At 66.7% G+C, this 16110-nt stretch carries 17 protein-coding genes; 15 read left to right on the forward strand and 2 right to left on the reverse strand.

The features are described 5' to 3' along the window. The first annotated feature begins 292 nt into the window (after positions 1-292). The 15 genes from H4W01_RS21885 (at position 293) to H4W01_RS21955 (ending at position 13496) form a co-directional block, all read left to right on the forward strand. Complete coding sequence (locus tag H4W01_RS21885) at positions 293-1345, forward strand: phage major capsid protein (protein WP_209613168.1); 1053 nt, start codon at positions 293-295, stop codon at positions 1343-1345. Positions 1346-1453: 108 nt separating this feature from the next. Further along, positions 1454-2014 (forward strand): head-tail connector protein, encoded by a 561-nt coding sequence (locus H4W01_RS21890; protein ID WP_209613169.1) that lies wholly within the window; start codon positions 1454-1456, stop codon positions 2012-2014. Further along, positions 2008-2205 carry a hypothetical protein gene (locus H4W01_RS21895; protein WP_209613170.1) on the forward strand — a complete coding sequence of 66 codons (198 nt, stop codon included), beginning with the start codon at positions 2008-2010 and terminating at the stop codon, positions 2203-2205. Before H4W01_RS21890 ends, H4W01_RS21895 begins: the two co-directional genes overlap by 7 nt. Then, the gene (gp17, locus tag H4W01_RS21900) at positions 2202-2585 is read left to right on the forward strand and encodes a tail completion protein gp17 (protein ID WP_209613171.1); all 384 of its coding nucleotides are present in this window, start codon (positions 2202-2204) and stop codon (positions 2583-2585) included. The genes H4W01_RS21895 and gp17 overlap by 4 nt, the downstream gene beginning before the upstream one ends. A 310-nt stretch (positions 2586-2895) precedes the next feature. Then, positions 2896-3303 (forward strand): phage major tail protein, TP901-1 family, encoded by a 408-nt coding sequence (locus H4W01_RS21905; RefSeq protein ID WP_010406304.1) that lies wholly within the window; start codon positions 2896-2898, stop codon positions 3301-3303. Beyond that, positions 3300-3611: a gene transfer agent family protein gene (locus tag H4W01_RS21910; RefSeq protein WP_010406305.1), complete on the forward strand. Its 312-nt coding sequence runs from the start codon at positions 3300-3302 to the stop codon at positions 3609-3611. Before H4W01_RS21905 ends, H4W01_RS21910 begins: the two co-directional genes overlap by 4 nt. Beyond that, a complete protein-coding gene (locus tag H4W01_RS21915; RefSeq protein ID WP_209613522.1) occupies positions 3611-3811 on the forward strand; it encodes a phage tail assembly chaperone in 201 nt (66 codons plus the stop codon). The genes H4W01_RS21910 and H4W01_RS21915 overlap by 1 nt, the downstream gene beginning before the upstream one ends. Beyond that, positions 3804-4367 (forward strand): tail tape measure protein, encoded by a 564-nt coding sequence (locus H4W01_RS21920; protein ID WP_209613172.1) that lies wholly within the window; start codon positions 3804-3806, stop codon positions 4365-4367. The genes H4W01_RS21915 and H4W01_RS21920 overlap by 8 nt, the downstream gene beginning before the upstream one ends. A 170-nt stretch (positions 4368-4537) precedes the next feature. Continuing rightward, positions 4538-6841 carry a DUF2460 domain-containing protein gene (locus H4W01_RS21925; RefSeq protein WP_209613173.1) on the forward strand — a complete coding sequence of 768 codons (2304 nt, stop codon included), beginning with the start codon at positions 4538-4540 and terminating at the stop codon, positions 6839-6841. Beyond that, positions 6838-7650: a DUF2163 domain-containing protein gene (locus tag H4W01_RS21930; protein WP_209613174.1), complete on the forward strand. Its 813-nt coding sequence runs from the start codon at positions 6838-6840 to the stop codon at positions 7648-7650. Before H4W01_RS21925 ends, H4W01_RS21930 begins: the two co-directional genes overlap by 4 nt. Further along, a complete protein-coding gene (locus H4W01_RS21935) occupies positions 7647-8045 on the forward strand; it encodes a peptidoglycan endopeptidase (RefSeq protein ID WP_209613175.1) in 399 nt (132 codons plus the stop codon). The genes H4W01_RS21930 and H4W01_RS21935 overlap by 4 nt, the downstream gene beginning before the upstream one ends. 3 nt (positions 8046-8048) lie before the next feature. Then, positions 8049-10226: a phage tail protein gene (locus H4W01_RS21940; RefSeq protein WP_209613176.1), complete on the forward strand. Its 2178-nt coding sequence runs from the start codon at positions 8049-8051 to the stop codon at positions 10224-10226. A gap of 13 nt (positions 10227-10239) precedes the next feature. Further along, positions 10240-10743: a DUF2793 domain-containing protein gene (locus tag H4W01_RS21945; RefSeq protein ID WP_209613177.1), complete on the forward strand. Its 504-nt coding sequence runs from the start codon at positions 10240-10242 to the stop codon at positions 10741-10743. Positions 10744-10887: 144 nt separating this feature from the next. After that, a complete protein-coding gene (locus tag H4W01_RS21950; RefSeq protein WP_334685404.1) occupies positions 10888-12000 on the forward strand; it encodes an OmpA family protein in 1113 nt (370 codons plus the stop codon). Positions 12001-12194: 194 nt separating this feature from the next. Beyond that, positions 12195-13496 (forward strand): UDP-glucose dehydrogenase family protein, encoded by a 1302-nt coding sequence (locus tag H4W01_RS21955; protein ID WP_209613178.1) that lies wholly within the window; start codon positions 12195-12197, stop codon positions 13494-13496. A gap of 102 nt (positions 13497-13598) precedes the next feature. On the opposite strand, the gene ppa is transcribed toward H4W01_RS21955, so the two are convergent. Continuing rightward, positions 13599-14150 (reverse strand): inorganic diphosphatase, encoded by a 552-nt coding sequence (ppa, locus tag H4W01_RS21960; RefSeq protein WP_010406323.1) that lies wholly within the window; start codon positions 14148-14150, stop codon positions 13599-13601. Positions 14151-14190: 40 nt separating this feature from the next. Next, a complete protein-coding gene (locus H4W01_RS21965) occupies positions 14191-16098 on the reverse strand; it encodes a M61 family metallopeptidase (protein ID WP_209613179.1) in 1908 nt (635 codons plus the stop codon). Between the last annotated feature and the right edge of the window lie 12 nt (positions 16099-16110).

A 16110-nucleotide genomic window follows, 5' to 3' on the forward strand; every position in this document is an offset into this window, starting at 1 on the left:
AGATGGCCTGACAGTCGACCGGTGACCTGGAACCCTATGGCTTAAAATGGCACTCGATGCCGGCCCCTTTATGAGGACCAGGACGCGCGGATCTCCATCTTGGCCAACGACCTCGCGTCGAAAGGCCGGATACGTTTTCGCAGACTGCTCAGAACATCAGACACAAACCGCTTGCCGACGGGGCGAGCCATACGTTGATGCGGCGTAGGTGCCGCATCCGAAATGCCAGAGGGCGTCGCGATTGCGGCGCCCTTTTTCGTTTCCGAACCGAACTTTCAACGAGGAGAATGACATGGGTGACATGACCGTGGATGCGCTTGAGGCGAGCTTCGAGGGCGAAGCTGTGGCGGGTGTGGTCGCGCGCCCGCTGTTGGCGGGCGCGCGCGAGCCTGGCGGCGCGGGGTTCGACAGTTTCCTGCGCAGCGGCGCGAGCGTCGAGATGAAGGCGTTTACCGCCGTGAGCGGCGATGCCGGTGGCTATGCCGTGCCGCGCGAGATCGACGCGGTGATTGACGCGACGCTCAAATCGATCTCGCCGATCCGCAGCGTGGCGAATGTGGTGACGGTGGGGTCGGCGGGGTATCGCAAGCTGGTGACGACGGGGGGCACGCCCTCGGGCTGGGCGGCGGAGACCGATGCGCGCGGCACGACGGCAACGCCGGTGTTCACCGAAATCGCGCCGCCGATGGGGGAACTCTACGCGAATCCGTCGGCGAGCCAGGCGATGCTCGACGATGCCGCGTTCGATGTCGAGGCGTGGCTGGCGGGCGAGATTGCGATGGAATTCGCCAAGGCCGAGGGGGCGGCGTACGTCAACGGTTCGGGGGTCAACCGGCCCAAGGGGTTTCTGCAAGCGCCGACCGCGAGCACGGCGGATGCGGCGCGCGCCTTTGGGACGCTGCAATATCTGGCGAGCGGGGCGGCGGGCGATTTCGCGGCCAACCCGCAGGACCGGCTGATCGATTTGGTGCAGGCGTTGCGCGGGCCGTATCGGCAGGGCGCGGTGTTCGTGATGAATGCGAGCACGCTGGCGCGGATACGCAAGTTCAAGACCAATGACGGCGCGTTCCTGTGGGCGCCGAGCCTGACTGCGGGGACGCCGGCGACGTTGCTCGGCTATCCGGTGATTGAGGCCGAGGACATGCCCGATATCGCCGCCAATGCTTGTGCGATTGCGTTCGGCAATTTCAAGGCGGGCTATCTGATTGCCGAGCGGCGCGAGACGGTGATCCTGCGCGACCCTTATACCAACAAGCCGTTCGTTAATTTCTACGCGACCAAGCGCGTCGGCGGCTGTGTCTCCAATTCCGAGGCGATCAAGCTGCTGAAGTTCGCGGCGAGCTGACGTCGTGGGGTGAGGGCGCGCGGTCGGTGTGCGTCCTCACCCTTCCCACTGCCTGCGGCAGCGGGCCCCTTCCCTCTCCCGGCGGGAGCGGGACTTGGAGGAATGTCGATGATCGAGACGGATGGGCCGGGCGTGGTGACGCTCGGCGAGGAGGACCGTGCGCTGGCGGTGGCGGCGGTCAAGGCGGTGCTGCGCGTGGCGAGCGCCGATGAAGATGCGTTGATCGCAGCCTTTGCCGAGTCGGCCTTGGGGCTGGCCGAGCAGTTTCTGGGGATGGTGCTGATCGCGCGGGCGCTGCGCGTGCCGGTGGCGGTGCGGGGGGCGTGGCACGCGCTTGGCGTGGCGCCGGTCTCGGCGATTACGGGCGTGGAGACGGCGGCGGGGGTGGCGCTTGCCGCGGATGCCTTTGCGATCGACATCGATGCGTCGGGGGAGGGCTGGGTGCGGATCGTGCGGGCGCAAGGGGTGCGCTCGGTCGTGGTGCTGGCGCGCGCGGGTCTGGCCGAAGGGTGGGCGGGGCTGCCCGCGCCGATCCGGCAAGGCGTGGTGCTGCTGGCGGCGCATCTGTTCGAGCAGCGCGAGGCCAGCGTCGCGCCGCCGAGCGCGATCACCGCTTTGTGGCGGCCGTTCCGGCGGATCGCGCTGCGCCCGACGGCGCACGCATGTTGAGCGCGCTGGAGGCGCAGGGGCGCGTGCTGGCGGAACACGCGGCGGAGCGGGCGCGGGGGCGTGTTGCGGAGGCGCTGCGCGCCGAACTGCCGGGGGTGGCGGTGACGGTGGAGGGCGAGGCGGTGGTGCTGAGCGGGCGGATCGCGCCCGACGATGCGCGGCTGCGCTGGATCGGGAGTCTGCTGCCATGAGCGCGGAGAGTGTTGTGCAAGCGGCGGTGCTGGCGGCGCTGCGCGGGGTCGCCGGGTTGAACGGCGTTTATCTGGGGCCGCCGGTCAAGGCGACGGTGCCCTTTGCCGAGCTGGGCGATCTGCTGAGCGGCGACTGGAGCGTGAAGGATCGAGCCGGGCGCGAGCTGCGGCTGATCGTGACCGTGCGCGATGTGGGCGACAGTTCGGCGCGCGCGCAGGCGCTGGCCGGAGCGGTCGGCGCGGCGATCGAGGGCCTGCCGCGCGATCTGGCCGGGTGGCGCGTGGCGAGCGTGGTGCTGGTGCGGTCGCGGTTGAGTGGCGCGGCGGGCGGGGGTTGGAACGCCAGCGTCGAATATCGCGTGCGGGTTCTGGCGGCCTGACGTCCCTCTCCCAGTGGGAGAGGGAGGGAGCGGCGCAGCCGCGGAAGGGTGAGGGCGACCGGTTCTGGCGGTTAGTGCTTGCGGCAGCGGTGAAGGGTTCGCGCGGAGGCGCGGAGGACGCGGAGAGGGTGCGCGGGGGGCGAGGTTGCGCCCGGCAAGGATGCGACAAAGGGGAGGCTGGGCGGGCCTGCTCTGCGTCCTCTGCGCCTCTGCGCGAACCCCCTTCTGGACCCTCACCCTTCCCACTGCCTGCGGCAGCGGGTCCCTTCCCTCTCCCGGTGGGAGAGGGCGATTTTTGAGGAGACATTTTATGAGTGCGGAACGGGGTAGTGCCTTTTTGTTGAAGGTGGGGAATGGGGCGTCGCCGCTCGTTTATGCGACGGTGGCGGGGCTGCGGACGACGCAGATGAGCGTCAATGGCGAGATGGTGGCGATCACCTCCAAGGATTCGGGCGGGTGGCGCGAATTGCTGTCGGGGGCGGGGGTGCGCTCGGTCAGTGTGTCGGGGGCGGGGATCTTTACCGGGTCCGCCGCCGAGACGCGGATCAAGGGCAATGCGCTGGCCGGCACGATCGACGATTACCGGCTGAGCTTCGAAAGCGGCGAGACGCTGTCGGGGCGCTTCCTGGTGACCAAGCTCGACTATGCCGGGGATTATAATGGTGAGCGCAGCTACACGCTGAGCCTGGAGAGTTCCGGGCCGGTGGTGTCGGCGTGAGCGCGGCCAATCCCGAGCGCGGCGAGGCGGCGCTCCGCGTGGGCGGGGCGACGGTCGTGCTGCGCCCGAGCTTTGCCGCTTTGGTCGCGGCCGAGGGCGAATTGGGGCCGCTCTTCGCCTTGGTCGAGCGTGCGGCGGCGGGGGGCTTGTCGCTGGGCGAGATGGTCGGCTTGTTCTGGCATTGCCTGCACGATGCACCCGCAGGGCTGACGCGCGCGCAATTGGGCGAGGCGGTGGTGCTGGGCGGGCTGTCGCGCGCGACGCCGGTGCTGCGCGTGCTGCTCGGGCAGATTCTGGCGGGGCGGTGATGGAGCGGTTCGCGCAGGGCGCGACGCGGCTGGCGGGCTTTGCCGGCGTGGTGCTGGGCTGGGCGCCCGACACCTTCTGGCGCGCGACCCCGGCGGAATTGGCGGCGGTGGTGGCGGTGCTGCGCGGCGGCGAGGGCGAGATCACCCCGCCCGATGGCGCGACGATCGCGCGGATGCAGGAGGCCTTTCCCGATGGATGAGGAAATCGAACGGCTGGTGGTGGGCGTGCGCGCCGATACCGCAGGGTTTGCGCGCGATGTTGATGCGATGCGCGCGAGCCTGGACGGGCCGCTGACCAGCGGGGTGGACCGCGCCGGGCGCGCGATCGAGAGCGCGCTGGGCAAGGCGATCCGGAGCGGGAGCCTCAGCTTTGAGGATTTGCGCAAGGTCGCGCTCTCGGTGCTGTCGGACATTGCGGCTTCGGCAGTGCGCAGCGGGTTGAGCGCGATTCTGGGCGGTGGGTCGAGCGGGTCTTCGGGGGCTGGCGGGTTGCTGGCGACGCTGGGGAGCCTGGTCGGCGCGCCGGGGCGGGCGACCGGTGGGCCGGTGTCGCCTGCGCGGCCCTATCTGGTCGGCGAGCGCGGGCCTGAGCTGTTCGTGCCGACCACCAGTGGGAGCGTGGTTGCGGCGGGCGGTGGCGGCGCGCGCGATGTGCGCGTGGCGATCACGGTGCAGGGCGGGAGCGATGCGCCGCAAGCGCTGGCGGCGTCGAGCCGGCAGGTGGCGCGGGCGGTGCGGGCGGCTTTGATGGAGTGAGGCGCTGGGGGAGCTGGGAAGCGCTGAGGCGTCGGGAGATGGGTTGGGCGGCGGTTCTTGTGACGGCCCCTCTCCCCGACCAGCATCAGGTGAACCGTGCCCCGCACGGTTCAGGTCATCCCGGGGAGATGACCGACCTGATGCTCCCCGCAAGCGGGAGAGGGAGAAAGATGGCATTTTGGTTGGCGAGCGAGCGCACGGTTCAGGTCGAGGGCGTCGTGTCGCGGTTCGATCCGCGCTTTTGGACGGTCAATTTTCCGCGGCCGATGATGGCGGCGGTGACGACCAGCGCGGCGGATGCGCTGCGCGTCGATGCGGTGTTCTATACCTCGGGCGATCTGGCGGGGCTGATCTGGGAAGCGGAGGATCGCTACGATCATCCGCTGCTGCGCTATGAGACGGCACGCGATTTTCGCGGGTGTCGGCTCGGGCTCCGCTGGCGATCGGCGGGGGTGGTGCCGCTCGATGCGGTCAACGGCCCGGTGCTGACGATCGAGGGGCGCGATGCCAGTGGTGCGGCGCGCGCCTGGTATGTGCGACTGTGGAATTATGCGGTGGGATCGCCCGAGGATGCGACCGTCTCGATCGACTTTGCCAACCTGTCTGGTGGGTTTGTGCTGCCGGATGAGGCCGATCCGGTGTGGGCGGGGGATGTCGACCGGATGTTCGTATCGCTGGTGCCGCCCGGTTTCGATGGCGGGAGTGCGCCGTTGGCGGGCCCGGTCGAGGCGTGGGTCGAGCTGACGCAGATCGTGTGCGACGGGCCGGGGGCGGTGCTGGCGATTGGCGATGTGGTGGTGCCCGAGCACCGTTTGCAGATCGCGAGTGGCTATGACGACAGTTACCACCTGACGCCCGCGCGGCTGCTGCGCAACGCGCTGTTGCTGGGCTATCGCGGAAGCATCGTCCATTATCTGGGGATGAGCCATTATCTGCGGCTCGAGGCCAATTCGGGCGGCTTTTATGCGAGCCTGGCGGGGGGCGCGCTGAATGTGGCGGCGGCGGCGTGGCAGCGCGACTTTGCCGAGCGGGCGAAGGCGCTCGGCTATGACGTGATCTGGTCGCTCAGCTACGAACTGTTCGACGCGCATTGCTGGGGCGACTGGAAGCAGCGGGCCTGGGATGGCAGCCCGGCGCTGACCGGGTGGGCGCCGCCCTCGACCTTGCTGTCGCCCGCGCATGAGGGGGCGATGGGCTATTTGCGCGCGGTCGCGGTGGCGATTATCGGGATTGCGGTGGCCGCGGGGCTTGCGCCCAAATTCCAGGTGGGCGAGCCGTGGTGGTGGATCATGCCCGATGGCCGCCCCTGTTTGTATGACGCTGCGGCGCGGCAGCATTTCGGTGCAGGCGCGGTGGAGATTGCGCGCGTGCAGGCGGTGACCACAGCCGCCGAGCGCACCTTGCTCGATGCGGCGGGGGCGCTGCTCGCGGCCTCGACCGCCGCATTGGTCGCCGCAGTGCGCGCGGCGGCACCGACGGTCGAGACGCATGTGCTGGTCTATTTGCCAACCGTGCTGGCGGGCGATGCGCCCGAGGTGCAGCGCGCCAATGTGCCGGTCGGCTGGGCGCATCCCGCCTTCGACGTGCTGCAACTGGAAGATTATGATTTCGTGGTGGCGGGCAATGTCGCGGGGACGGCGCGGGCGGTTGACGCCGCCACCGCGCGGCTTGGCTATGCGGTTGCGGACACGCACTATTTTTCGGGCTTCGTACTGCGGCCCGATCAGACCGCGCAGTGGCGCGAGATCGAGGCGGCGGCGCTGGCGGCGCGGGCGCGCGGGGTCGCCGCCGCCTTCGTCTGGGCGCTGCCGCAAGTGCTGCGCGACGGGTTCGTTCATTTCCAAGAGGCGGAGGATGCGGTGCAGGCTTTCGACGATGTGCTGTTCCCGCTCGCTTTGGGGCGCGAGGCCGAGGTCAGCCCGGAATTCTCGACCGCGATCGTCACCAGCGCGGGCGGGCATGAGGCGCGCAATGCAAGCTGGGCGGAGGCGCGCACGCGCTATGATGTCGGGCCGGGGTTGCGCTCCGAAGCCGATATCGCGACGCTGCTGGCGTTTTTTCGCGCGCGCATGGGGCCGGCGCGGGGTTTCCGGCTGCGCGACCCGTTCGATGCCAGTTCGGGGACGACGACACCGGGTGCCCGCGACCAAATGTTGGGGACCGGCGACGGCGTCACGGTGCGCTTTGCTTTGGTCAAGCGCTATGGCGATGCCGTGCGGCGGATCACGCGGCCCGTCGTGGGAAGCGTGCGCGTGGGCGTCGGCGGGTTTGAGACGGCGGCGTTTTCGCTGGTGGCGGGCGGCTATGTCGAGCTGGACGTTGCGCCTGCCACCGGCACGGCGGTGACGGCGGGGTTCCTGTTCGATGTACCGGTGCGGTTCGCCGAGGACCGCTTGAACGTCAATCGCGCAACCTTTCTGGCGGGTGCGGCGGCATCGGTGCCGCTGATCGAAGTGCGCGAGGATGCGGTATGAGCTTCCTCGACGGTACGCTCACTACGGTCGCCCTGTGCTGGCGGATCGAGCGGCGCGACGGCGTGACGATCGGGCTGACCGACCATGATCGCGACTTGGCGATTGCCGGGCTGGTGCATCGCGCGGCACCGGGGATGACGCCGTCTGCGATCAAGCGCAGCGACGGGCTCGAGGCCGATACGATGGACATTGCCGGAGCGTTGACCAGTGCGGCGATCACCGACGGGGATCTGCTGGCCGGACGCTGGGATGGCGCGCGCGTGGCCCTGTTCGCGGTCGACTGGACCGATGCGGACGCGGCGCACGTGCCGCTGGGTGAAGGGACGATCGGCGCGGTGGAGACCGATCGTGGGGCCTTCACCGCCGAATTGCGCGGGGCGAGCGCGGCGTTGGAACGACCGGTGGTCGAGGCGACCTCGCCCGAATGTCGTGCCGAGCTGGGCGACGTACGCTGTCGCGTGGCGATGGCGGGGCGGCGGCGGATGGTGCGGGTGACGGGTATCGTGGAGCAGGTGGTGACGGTGGATGCGGTCGAGCCGAGCGACAATGCCTATGGCGCGGGGCTGCTGCGCTGGATTGGCGGGGCGAATAGCGGTCTCGAAAGTGCGATTGCGCGATCGGCGGGGGCGACGGTGACGCTGCGCAGCGCGCCCGCGCTGACGGTTGCGGTGGGGGACCGGGTCGAACTGATCGAGGGATGCGACAAGAGCCTGGCGACCTGCGCCGCACGCTTTGCCAATGCGGTGAATTTCCGTGGCGAGCCGTATCTGCCGGGGATCGACCTGCTCACGCGCTATCCCGGCGCATGAGCGCGGGCGAGCGCGCCGTTGCGGCGGCGCGCGGCGCGATCGGCGCGCGCTTCCGGGTGCAGGGGCGTGATCCCGCTTTTGGGCTTGATTGTGTCGGGCTGGCTGGGCTGGCGGCGCGCGCGGCGGGTTTCGAGGGCGAGATCCCAAGCGGTTATGCGCTGCGCGGCGGCGATGCGGTGGTGCTTGCGGCGGCGTTCTCGGCGGCGGGGCTGGTGGCCAGCGACGTTCCCGCGCCTGGCGACCTGGCGCTGTTCCTGACCGGGCCGGGGCAATTTCATCTGGCGGTGCTGGTGCCTGGCGGGATTGTCCATGCCGACGCGATGTTGCGGCGCGTGGTCGAGCGACCGGGCGTGCCGCCGTGGCCGGTACTGGGATGCTGGCGGGTGGAGGGGTAAGCGATGGCGACTCTCATTCTTTCGACCGTCGGCGGGATTGTGGGTGGGCCGATCGGCAGCGCGATTGGCGCGGTGATCGGCAACGCCCTGGATCGCGAAGTGCTGTTCAAGCCCAAAGGGCGCGAGGGCCCCAGGCTGAGCGAACTGCACCTGCAGACGTCGAGCTATGGCACGCCGCTGCAACGCGTCTTCGGGACGATGCGCGTGGGTGGTTGCGTGATCTGGTCGACCGATCTGATCGAGAGCAGAACCAGCAGTGGCGGCGGCAAGGGACAGCCAAGCACGACCAGTTACAGCTATTCGGCGTCGTTCGCGGTGGCGCTGTCGGGTCGGCCGATCCAGAGCGTCGGGCGCATTTGGGCGGATGGCAAATTGTTGCGCGGTGCCGGCGGGGACTTCAAGAGCGCGACCGGCTTTCGCCTACATGCGGGCGGGGAGGGCCAGGCGGTCGACCCGCTAATCGCGTCTGCGGAAGGGGTGGGGCTGACGCCTGCGCATCGCGGGCTTGCTTATGCGGTGTTCGAGCATCTCGAGCTGGCCGATTACGGCAATCGCATCCCTTCGCTGACCTTTGAGGTGGTTGCCGATGCCGCGCCGGTCAGCGTCGGCGCGATCGCGCAGGAATTGGCAGACGGGAGGATCGATGGAAGCGCCGCCACGCAGGCGGTGACGGGTTTTGCGGCCAATGGCGATAGCGTGCGCGCGGTCGCCGAGACGCTGGCGGTCGCGGGAGGAGCGTGGTTTGCCCCGGACGGGCGGGCCCTGCGGATGCGGGCTGGGATTGCCCCCGACCATGCGATCGCAGATGGCGAAACCGTCGCAAACGGGGCGGCACGCGGCAAGCACGGTCGCGCGATGGCGGCGCTGGAGACGGTGCCGCGCCACGTAAAGCTGGCGCATTACGACCCGGCGCGCGATTATCAGACCGGGGTGCAGCAGGCGCGGCGACCGGGCGCGGGGGTCCGCGAAGACCGGGTCGAGATGCCGGCGGTGATCGCTGCCGACAGCGCAAAGACGATGGCCGAGGCGGTGCTCGCCCGGGCCGAGGCTGCCCGGGAGCGGCGCACGGTCACGCTCGGCTGGAACTCGCTCACCGTAGCCCCTGGGGCGTGCGTCTCGATTACGGGCGTGGCGGGCGTCTGGCGAGTCACGGGGTGGGCGCTGGAGCATATGGTGCTGTCGCTGGAATGCGTCCGCCTTGCCGCCGGAACCGCGCCCGTTTCGGCGAGCGCCGGTCGTGTGCTGCCTGCGCCCGACGTCGTGACCGGCACAACATTGCTTGCCGCGTTCGAAGCGCCGCCGCCGGATGATAGCGTCCTCTCGGTTCCGCGCGTAACGATCGTGGCGGCGGGGACGCAGCCAGGCTGGCGCAGGGCGGCGTTGCTGTACAGCAACGATGGAGGCGCGCGGTGGGTGGCCGCGGGGGCTACGGCTGTGCCGGGAATCCTTGGGCAGATCGTGGCGCCGCTTGGGATGGCAGGCGCGGAGATCGTCGATCGCGCCAATGTGATCGAGGTTGAATTGGCTCATGCCGCTATGGCGTTGGCGGGAGCAGACGCAGGTGCGCTCGATGCGGGGGTCAATTTGGCCCTGGTCGGGAATGAGTTGCTGCAATTCGGCGAAGCGACGCAAATCACGGCGACACGGTGGCACCTCGCGGTTCTCCTCCGGGGACGGCGTGCGACCGAGGCCGCGATCGGGATGCAGCGTGCGGGCGATCGCTTCGTGTTGCTCGAACCGGACGCGGCCGTAACGCTCGACGTGCCGACAGCCACGCTGGGAACCGATGTGCGGATCCTGGCATCGGGGCTCGGTGATGTGGGCGGTCCGGTCGACGTGACCGTCGCGCTGACGGGGCGATCGATTCTGCCGCTTTCGCCGACCCATCTGACCTGGTGCGAGCTGGGCAATGGCGATGTCGCCGTACGATGGATTCGTCGCAGCCGGGCGGGCTTGCGCTGGGTCGACGGAGTCGACGCGCCATTGGCCGAAGAGCGCGAGGTCTACCGTGTTGCGCTGGTCTCCCCCGACGGGCGGGCAGTCGCGGTTCAGACCACCGAAGCTGCGCTAACGGTGCAGCGCGCAGACCGGATTGCGGGACTGTCGCTCGCGGTGCGTCAGGTCGGCGCGCACGGCGAGTCGGCCGCCCTCAACGGCATGATCCCCGCTTGGGTGGATTGAGAAAGGACCGGAAATGAACGACCAAATGAGCGTGCGCTTGGGGTTGCCTCTGCTTCAGGTCGGGCAGGCGCAGAAGGAAGTGTCGCACAACGAGGCGCTGACCTTGCTGGATTTTGCGGTGCAACCGGTGGTGGAAGCGGTGGGGCTCGGGGCACCTCCGGCCAGCCCGGATTTGGGCGCGTGCTGGGTCGTCGGTCCAGCACCGACGGGCGCGTGGACAGGCAGTGGAAACGCGATCGCCGGGTGGACCAGTGCTGGCTGGCGCTTCCTTGCAGCCCGCGACGGGATGACCGCGTGGAGCAGGGCGGATTCCGCGTTCGCCCGTTTCGATGGATCGCATTGGCGCGTCGGGGAGATTACCGGGGCCGGGGTTTTCGTGTCAGGGCACCGGGTTGTCGGGCAACAGCAGCCGCCGATCTCGGTTCCGACGGGTGGATCGATGATCGACATCGAGGCGCGTGCGGCGCTCGCCGCAGTCCTTGCTGCATTGCGGTCGCATGGCCTCATCGCCGCGTGAAGGTCACTGCTTTTTCGGCGGTTTCCCGCTTCGCCTTGTGGCTATTATGCCACAGTCGCATCTATTTGTGCGCTTGCGTGGAAACATTCCTTTGGGTAGGGAGTTTGCGCTGTCCGAGTGACAACCAGAAGAAGGGGTTTTTTTATGCGGAAGCTTGCCGTTGCTATGGCGCTTGCCTCCACCGCGATCGTCGCCACACCTGCCCTCGCCCGCGATAAGTCGTGGTACGTCGGCGTCGAGGGTGGCGCGATGATTGTGGAGGACGTGAAGTTCGACATCAATTCGATCAAGGGTGCCAGCACCGCTGACCACCGTTATGGCTATGACGTCGATGGCGTCATCGGTTACGACCTTGGCATGTTCCGTATCGAAACCGAGGTCGGTTACAAGAGCGCCGATGTGAACGGGTATCGCTCCACCGTGACGACGCCGGGCGGTTTCCCGGCCGGCAGCTACGGCGGCGCTGGCGGTCGTAGCTCGGCGTTGAGCTTCATGGTCAACGGCCTGCTCGATTTCGGTGATTCGGATGAGGTCCAGGGCTTCGTCGGCGGCGGTGTCGGTGTCGCACGCGTCAAGGAAGGCGTTTCGCTCGGCGCTTCGCGCTTCCTGAACGACAGCGATACGGTTTTCGCGTATCAGGGCATTGCGGGTATCCGCGCCCCGATCTCGAAGAACGTTGACGTCTCGCTGAAGTATCGTTTCTTCACCGCCGACAACGTCAAGCTGGTCGACATTGCTGGCAGTTCGTATGCGAGCAAGTTCCGCACGCACAGCCTGCTGGGTGGCCTGACCTACAACTTCGGTGAGCCTGCTGCTCCGCCGCCGCCGCCTGCTCCGGCACCCGCTCCGGCTCCGGCTCCTGAGCCCCCCGCACCGCCGCCCGCACCGGTTGCAGTGCCGTGCTCGCCCGGTCCGTTCATCGTGTTCTTCGAATGGGACAAGTCGGACGTTACGCCTGAAGCAGCAGCAATCCTGGACGGTGCGGTTGCACAGTATCAGAACTGCGGTAGCGCAAAGGTCATGCTGGCCGGCTTCACCGATCGCTCGGGTACGCCGAAGTACAACTTGGCCCTGTCGCAGCGCCGCAACGACGCGGTTCGTGCGTACATGACCGCCCACTCGATCCCCGATGGTGTGATCTCGACCGAAGCGTTCGGTGAAGATCCTGCTCACCTTCGCGTTCAGACCGCCGATGGCGTTCGCGAAGTGCAGAACCGTCGCGTCGAAGTCACCTACGGTCCGGGTTCGGGCAACTAAGCCTTTACCTGAAGACGAAAAATTGTGGGGAGGTCAGCGTAAGCTGGCCTCCCCATTTTTTTGTGATATCGACAATCCCGGCATGCGAGCGCATGGCGGCGATGTTGCGACACCATGACGGCACCGCCGGGGCATCGTTCTCAACCGACGTCCCATTCGCGCTGTCGCAATGCACAATGGGTTAGGGAGACATCATGCGAATTACGATGGTTGGCTCGGGCTATGTCGGCCTTGTCTCCGGCGCGTGCTTTTCCGATTTCGGCCATGACGTGATTTGCGTCGACAAAGACGCCGACAAGATCGCCGCGCTGGAAGCGGGCAAGATGCCGATCTTTGAACCTGGCCTCGACATTTTGGTGGCGACCAATGTCGCCGCAGGACGTCTGACGTTTTCCACCGACCTTAAGGCGGCGGTGTCCGGCGCAGATGCCGTCTTCATTGCGGTTGGAACCCCATCGCGGCGCGGCGATGGCCATGCCGATCTGAGCTATGTTTTCGCAGCCACCCGGGAGATCGCTGCGGCGATCGATGGCCCGCTGGTGGTGGTGACCAAGTCGACCGTTCCTGTCGGCACGGGCGATAAGGTCGAGGAAATTCTGACCGAACTGGCCGGCGACTTTCCGATCGCGGTCGTGTCCAATCCGGAGTTCCTGCGCGAGGGTGCTGCGATCGGAGACTTCAAACGCCCCGATCGTATCGTCATCGGCACCGACGATGCGCGTGCCCAACAGGTGATGCGCGATATCTATCGTCCGCTTTATCTGAACGAGAGCCCGATTCTGTTCACCGGGCGCCGCACGTCCGAGCTGATCAAATATGCAGCGAATGCGTTTCTCGCGACAAAGATCACCTTCATAAACGAGATCGCGGACTTGTGCGAGGCCGTCGGTGCAAACGTTCAGGACGTTGCGCGCGGCATCGGCCTCGATAATCGGATCGGCTCCAAATTCCTGCATGCCGGACCCGGCTATGGCGGCTCGTGCTTCCCCAAGGACACGCTTGCTCTGCTCAAGACGGCGGAGGATTACGAGACGCCGGTCCGGATTGTCGAGGCCGTCGTGCAAGTCAACGACACGCGCAAGCGTGCGATGGGGCGGAAAGTCATTACGGCGCTGGGGGGCGAGGCCAAGGGCAAGACCGTTGCCGTACTCGGCCTGACCTTCAAACCCAATACCGATGACATGCGCGATGCGCCGAGCTTGGCGATCGTCCAGAGCTTGCTCGATGCAGGGGCAAGCATTCGGGCGCATGATCCCGAAGGCATGGAGATTGCGAGGGCGATGATGCCCGATGTGGTGTATTGCAACGATGCCTATGAAGCCGCTGCGGGGTCGGACGCGGTGGTGATCGTGACCGAGTGGGATATTTACCGCGCGCTGGATCTGAAGCGGTTGGCGGCAACGATGGCCGGTGCGGTGATGGTCGACCTGCGCAACGTCTATCGGCCAGGCGACGTCGAAAAGGCCGGATTTAGCTACAGCTCGATCGGGCGGTAGCGACCAGCCGACGGGGCCCCGCCGCGCTTGTGCCTTGAGGATCTTGGAAGCACGATCGGGCGGTGCGGTTCGGACAATCCCGACCGCACCGCCCGAATGCGTTCAGGCGGAGACCTTGTCGGTCTTGGCCGCGTGGTAGCGTTCGATCGCCTCGGTCACGATGCGGCGCGCTTCGTCGCGGTCGCCCCAAGTGCCGATGCGCACCCACTTCTTCTTCTCCAGATCCTTATAGTGCGTGAAGAAGTGTTCGATCTGTTCGAACACGATCTCGGGCATGTCGCCGCGTTCGTTGACGTTCGAATAATAAGGGAAGGTCGAATCGACGGGCACACAGACGAGCTTCTCGTCGCCGCCGGCTTCATCTTCCAGATTGAGCACGGCGATCGGCCGGGCGCGCACGACGCAACCGGGAATGAAGGGCGAGCGTGCGATGACCAAAGCATCGAGCGGATCGCCATCGGGCGACAGCGTGTGCGGCACGAAGCCGTAATTGGCCGGGTAGCGCATCGGCGTGTGCAGGATGCGATCGACGAACAGCGCGCCGCTGGCCTTGTCGAACTCATACTTTACCGGCTCGCCGCCGGTTGGCACTTCGATGATCACGTTCAGGTCATCGGGCGGGCTCTTGCCGACCGGAATCATGTCGATACGCATGCTAAATCCTTAAACTGATGCAGGTCTGTAGTGCAGCCGCTTAGCGGGCTGTCAGCAACCGATCCAAGCCACCCTCTCCGGTGCCGATTTTCTCCAGGTGCGGATAGCGCAGCCCGCCATGATAGTCGATGCTGACGGGGGTGATGCTGTCATTGGACTTGATCAGCAGCACGATCGGGTCGGTGCCGGTCTTTGCTGCGGTCACGGCGGCCTTCAGCGCCGTATCCGAGAAAACGGTGCCGTTCACCGCAACGACGGTGTTGCCGATCGTCACGCCAGCTTTGAACGCGGGTGTATCCCAGCCCACGCCGGTGATGCCGCCATCCTTGTTGAGCGTAAGGCCCAGCGAGTAGGTCAGATCGGTGCTTTTGCGCGTGGCCTCGGCATTCTTGAACGCGAGCGAGGGGGTGTCGGTATAGACGAGCTTATAGCCATTGGCCTCAAAGCCCTTGAGCGGGGCTGGTGCGCCCGTTTCGGTCAAGCGCGTGTTGAGCAGGGTGGCCCAGTCATAAGGCTGGATCGCGTTGAGCGTCGAAACGACATCGTCGAAGGTGTAGGTCACCTCGCCATAGTCGCCGTCGTTCAAGCCAAAGAATTTGGTGGCGAAGTCGTCGATCGACTTGGTGCCGCCGGACTGCTTGCGCAGGATCGAATCGACCTCCATCCACACCAGCAAGCCCTCATTGTAATAATCTTCCGAGCGCTGATAGCTGACCCAGCCCTTCGGGCGGCGCTGCGAAATCGTCGGGTCGTTGGTCGTGTCGACCAGGTCACGCCAGTTACGCGCCGGGCGATTGTCGAGGCTGGCGAGGATCGAAGCATAGCCGTCAAGCGTGTCCTGCTTCGACACCAGGCCCGAGCGCGCCTGGAAGACATAGCCCCAGAATTGCGTCTGGCCTTCATAGACCCAGAGCAGGCTGCCCCGCATCGGCGTGCGGTAATCGGGGGTCCACAGGTCGGCACCACGGCGGAATTTGCCGTCCCAGCTATGGTTGTATTCGTGCGGCAGCAGGTTGCGCGGCCCGGGGCCTTCCTTCCACTTGGTGAAATAGCCGAGTTTGACCCCGTCCTCGGATGAGCGGTGATGTTCCAGCCCGATGCCGCCCATCACGTCGGAAATCGACAGCAGGAATTCATAGGTGTCGTAATGCTGCGCACCGTACACCTTGACCGCCTGCTCGACGAGTTTCTTATGTGCATCGATCTGTTCGGGTGTGGCTGCCAGTTCGGCGGCATTGTCGGCATAGACGTCGAGATTGACGCGCGGGCTCAGCGGCCATTGCTTGTAATAGCGCCCCGCGAGCACGGGCGAGTCGACCAGGATTTCGTAATTGGTCTTGTCATAGCTGTAGGTCGACCCGGTCGCCTTCGACGGCAGGCCCGACGACGCGGTCCAGCCCGCCGGATATTTCACCGTCGCCTTTACCGGAATCTGCCGGGTGAAATAGCCCGCCGGATAGAGGCTCATCGAATTCCACTGCAGCCGCAGCATGTTGGGCGACATCACCACCGCACCCTGGTCCCCGGCAGTGGCGGAGAGGAATTGCAGATCGATGTCGAGCGCTTTGGCCCCGGCGGGCAGGTCGATGTGGAAGGCGTAGACATCGACCGGATCGCGCGTCCACGCCAGTTCCTTGCCGCCCGCGCGGATGTGCAGCCCGGCAAGCTTGTCGAGCTGGCCCGTCGGCGAATGGTTGCCGGGCAGCCATTTCGGGAAGAGCAGCACCATATGACCCGCCGAGACGCCGCTGATCGTTTCACGCGTCGTGAAGATGCCGCGGCGCGTATCGGTCGCGTCAATGTCGAGCGTGATCGTACCGGGGAAGCGAATGTCCTGCGCAGGTGGGATCGTGTCGACATAGGGCACTGGCTGCGGCTTGGAATTTTCCGCCAACACCGGGGCGGCGGTGGCGAGCAACAGGGTAGTGAGCGCGGCACGACGGATCATTCGGGATTCTTT

This window comes from Sphingomonas sp. PL20, from assembly GCF_017875905.1.
Taxonomy (GTDB): domain Bacteria; phylum Pseudomonadota; class Alphaproteobacteria; order Sphingomonadales; family Sphingomonadaceae; genus Sphingomonas; species Sphingomonas echinoides.

Bases quoted from the DNA above. Each gene is read 5' to 3' on its own strand.
- H4W01_RS21945 (WP_209613177.1), top strand. From the start codon at position 10,240: ATGAACGACCAAATGAGCGTGCGCTTGGGGTTGCCTCTGCTTCAGGTC.
- H4W01_RS21895 (WP_209613170.1), top strand. From the start codon at position 2,008: ATGTTGAGCGCGCTGGAGGCGCAGGGGCGCGTGCTGGCGGAACACGCG.
- H4W01_RS21905 (WP_010406304.1), top strand. From the start codon at position 2,896: ATGAGTGCGGAACGGGGTAGTGCCTTTTTGTTGAAGGTGGGGAATGGG.
- H4W01_RS21940 (WP_209613176.1), top strand. From the start codon at position 8,049: ATGGCGACTCTCATTCTTTCGACCGTCGGCGGGATTGTGGGTGGGCCG.
- H4W01_RS21935 (WP_209613175.1), top strand. From the start codon at position 7,647: ATGAGCGCGGGCGAGCGCGCCGTTGCGGCGGCGCGCGGCGCGATCGGC.
- H4W01_RS21885 (WP_209613168.1), top strand. From the start codon at position 293: ATGGGTGACATGACCGTGGATGCGCTTGAGGCGAGCTTCGAGGGCGAA.
- H4W01_RS21915 (WP_209613522.1), top strand. From the start codon at position 3,611: ATGGAGCGGTTCGCGCAGGGCGCGACGCGGCTGGCGGGCTTTGCCGGC.
- H4W01_RS21925 (WP_209613173.1), top strand. From the start codon at position 4,538: ATGGCATTTTGGTTGGCGAGCGAGCGCACGGTTCAGGTCGAGGGCGTC.
- H4W01_RS21930 (WP_209613174.1), top strand. From the start codon at position 6,838: ATGAGCTTCCTCGACGGTACGCTCACTACGGTCGCCCTGTGCTGGCGG.
- H4W01_RS21965 (WP_209613179.1), bottom strand. From the start codon at position 16,098: ATGATCCGTCGTGCCGCGCTCACTACCCTGTTGCTCGCCACCGCCGCC.
- gp17 (WP_209613171.1), top strand. From the start codon at position 2,202: ATGAGCGCGGAGAGTGTTGTGCAAGCGGCGGTGCTGGCGGCGCTGCGC.
- ppa (WP_010406323.1), bottom strand. From the start codon at position 14,150: ATGCGTATCGACATGATTCCGGTCGGCAAGAGCCCGCCCGATGACCTG.
- H4W01_RS21955 (WP_209613178.1), top strand. From the start codon at position 12,195: ATGCGAATTACGATGGTTGGCTCGGGCTATGTCGGCCTTGTCTCCGGC.
- H4W01_RS21950 (WP_334685404.1), top strand. From the start codon at position 10,888: ATGCGGAAGCTTGCCGTTGCTATGGCGCTTGCCTCCACCGCGATCGTC.
- H4W01_RS21920 (WP_209613172.1), top strand. From the start codon at position 3,804: ATGGATGAGGAAATCGAACGGCTGGTGGTGGGCGTGCGCGCCGATACC.
- H4W01_RS21890 (WP_209613169.1), top strand. From the start codon at position 1,454: ATGATCGAGACGGATGGGCCGGGCGTGGTGACGCTCGGCGAGGAGGAC.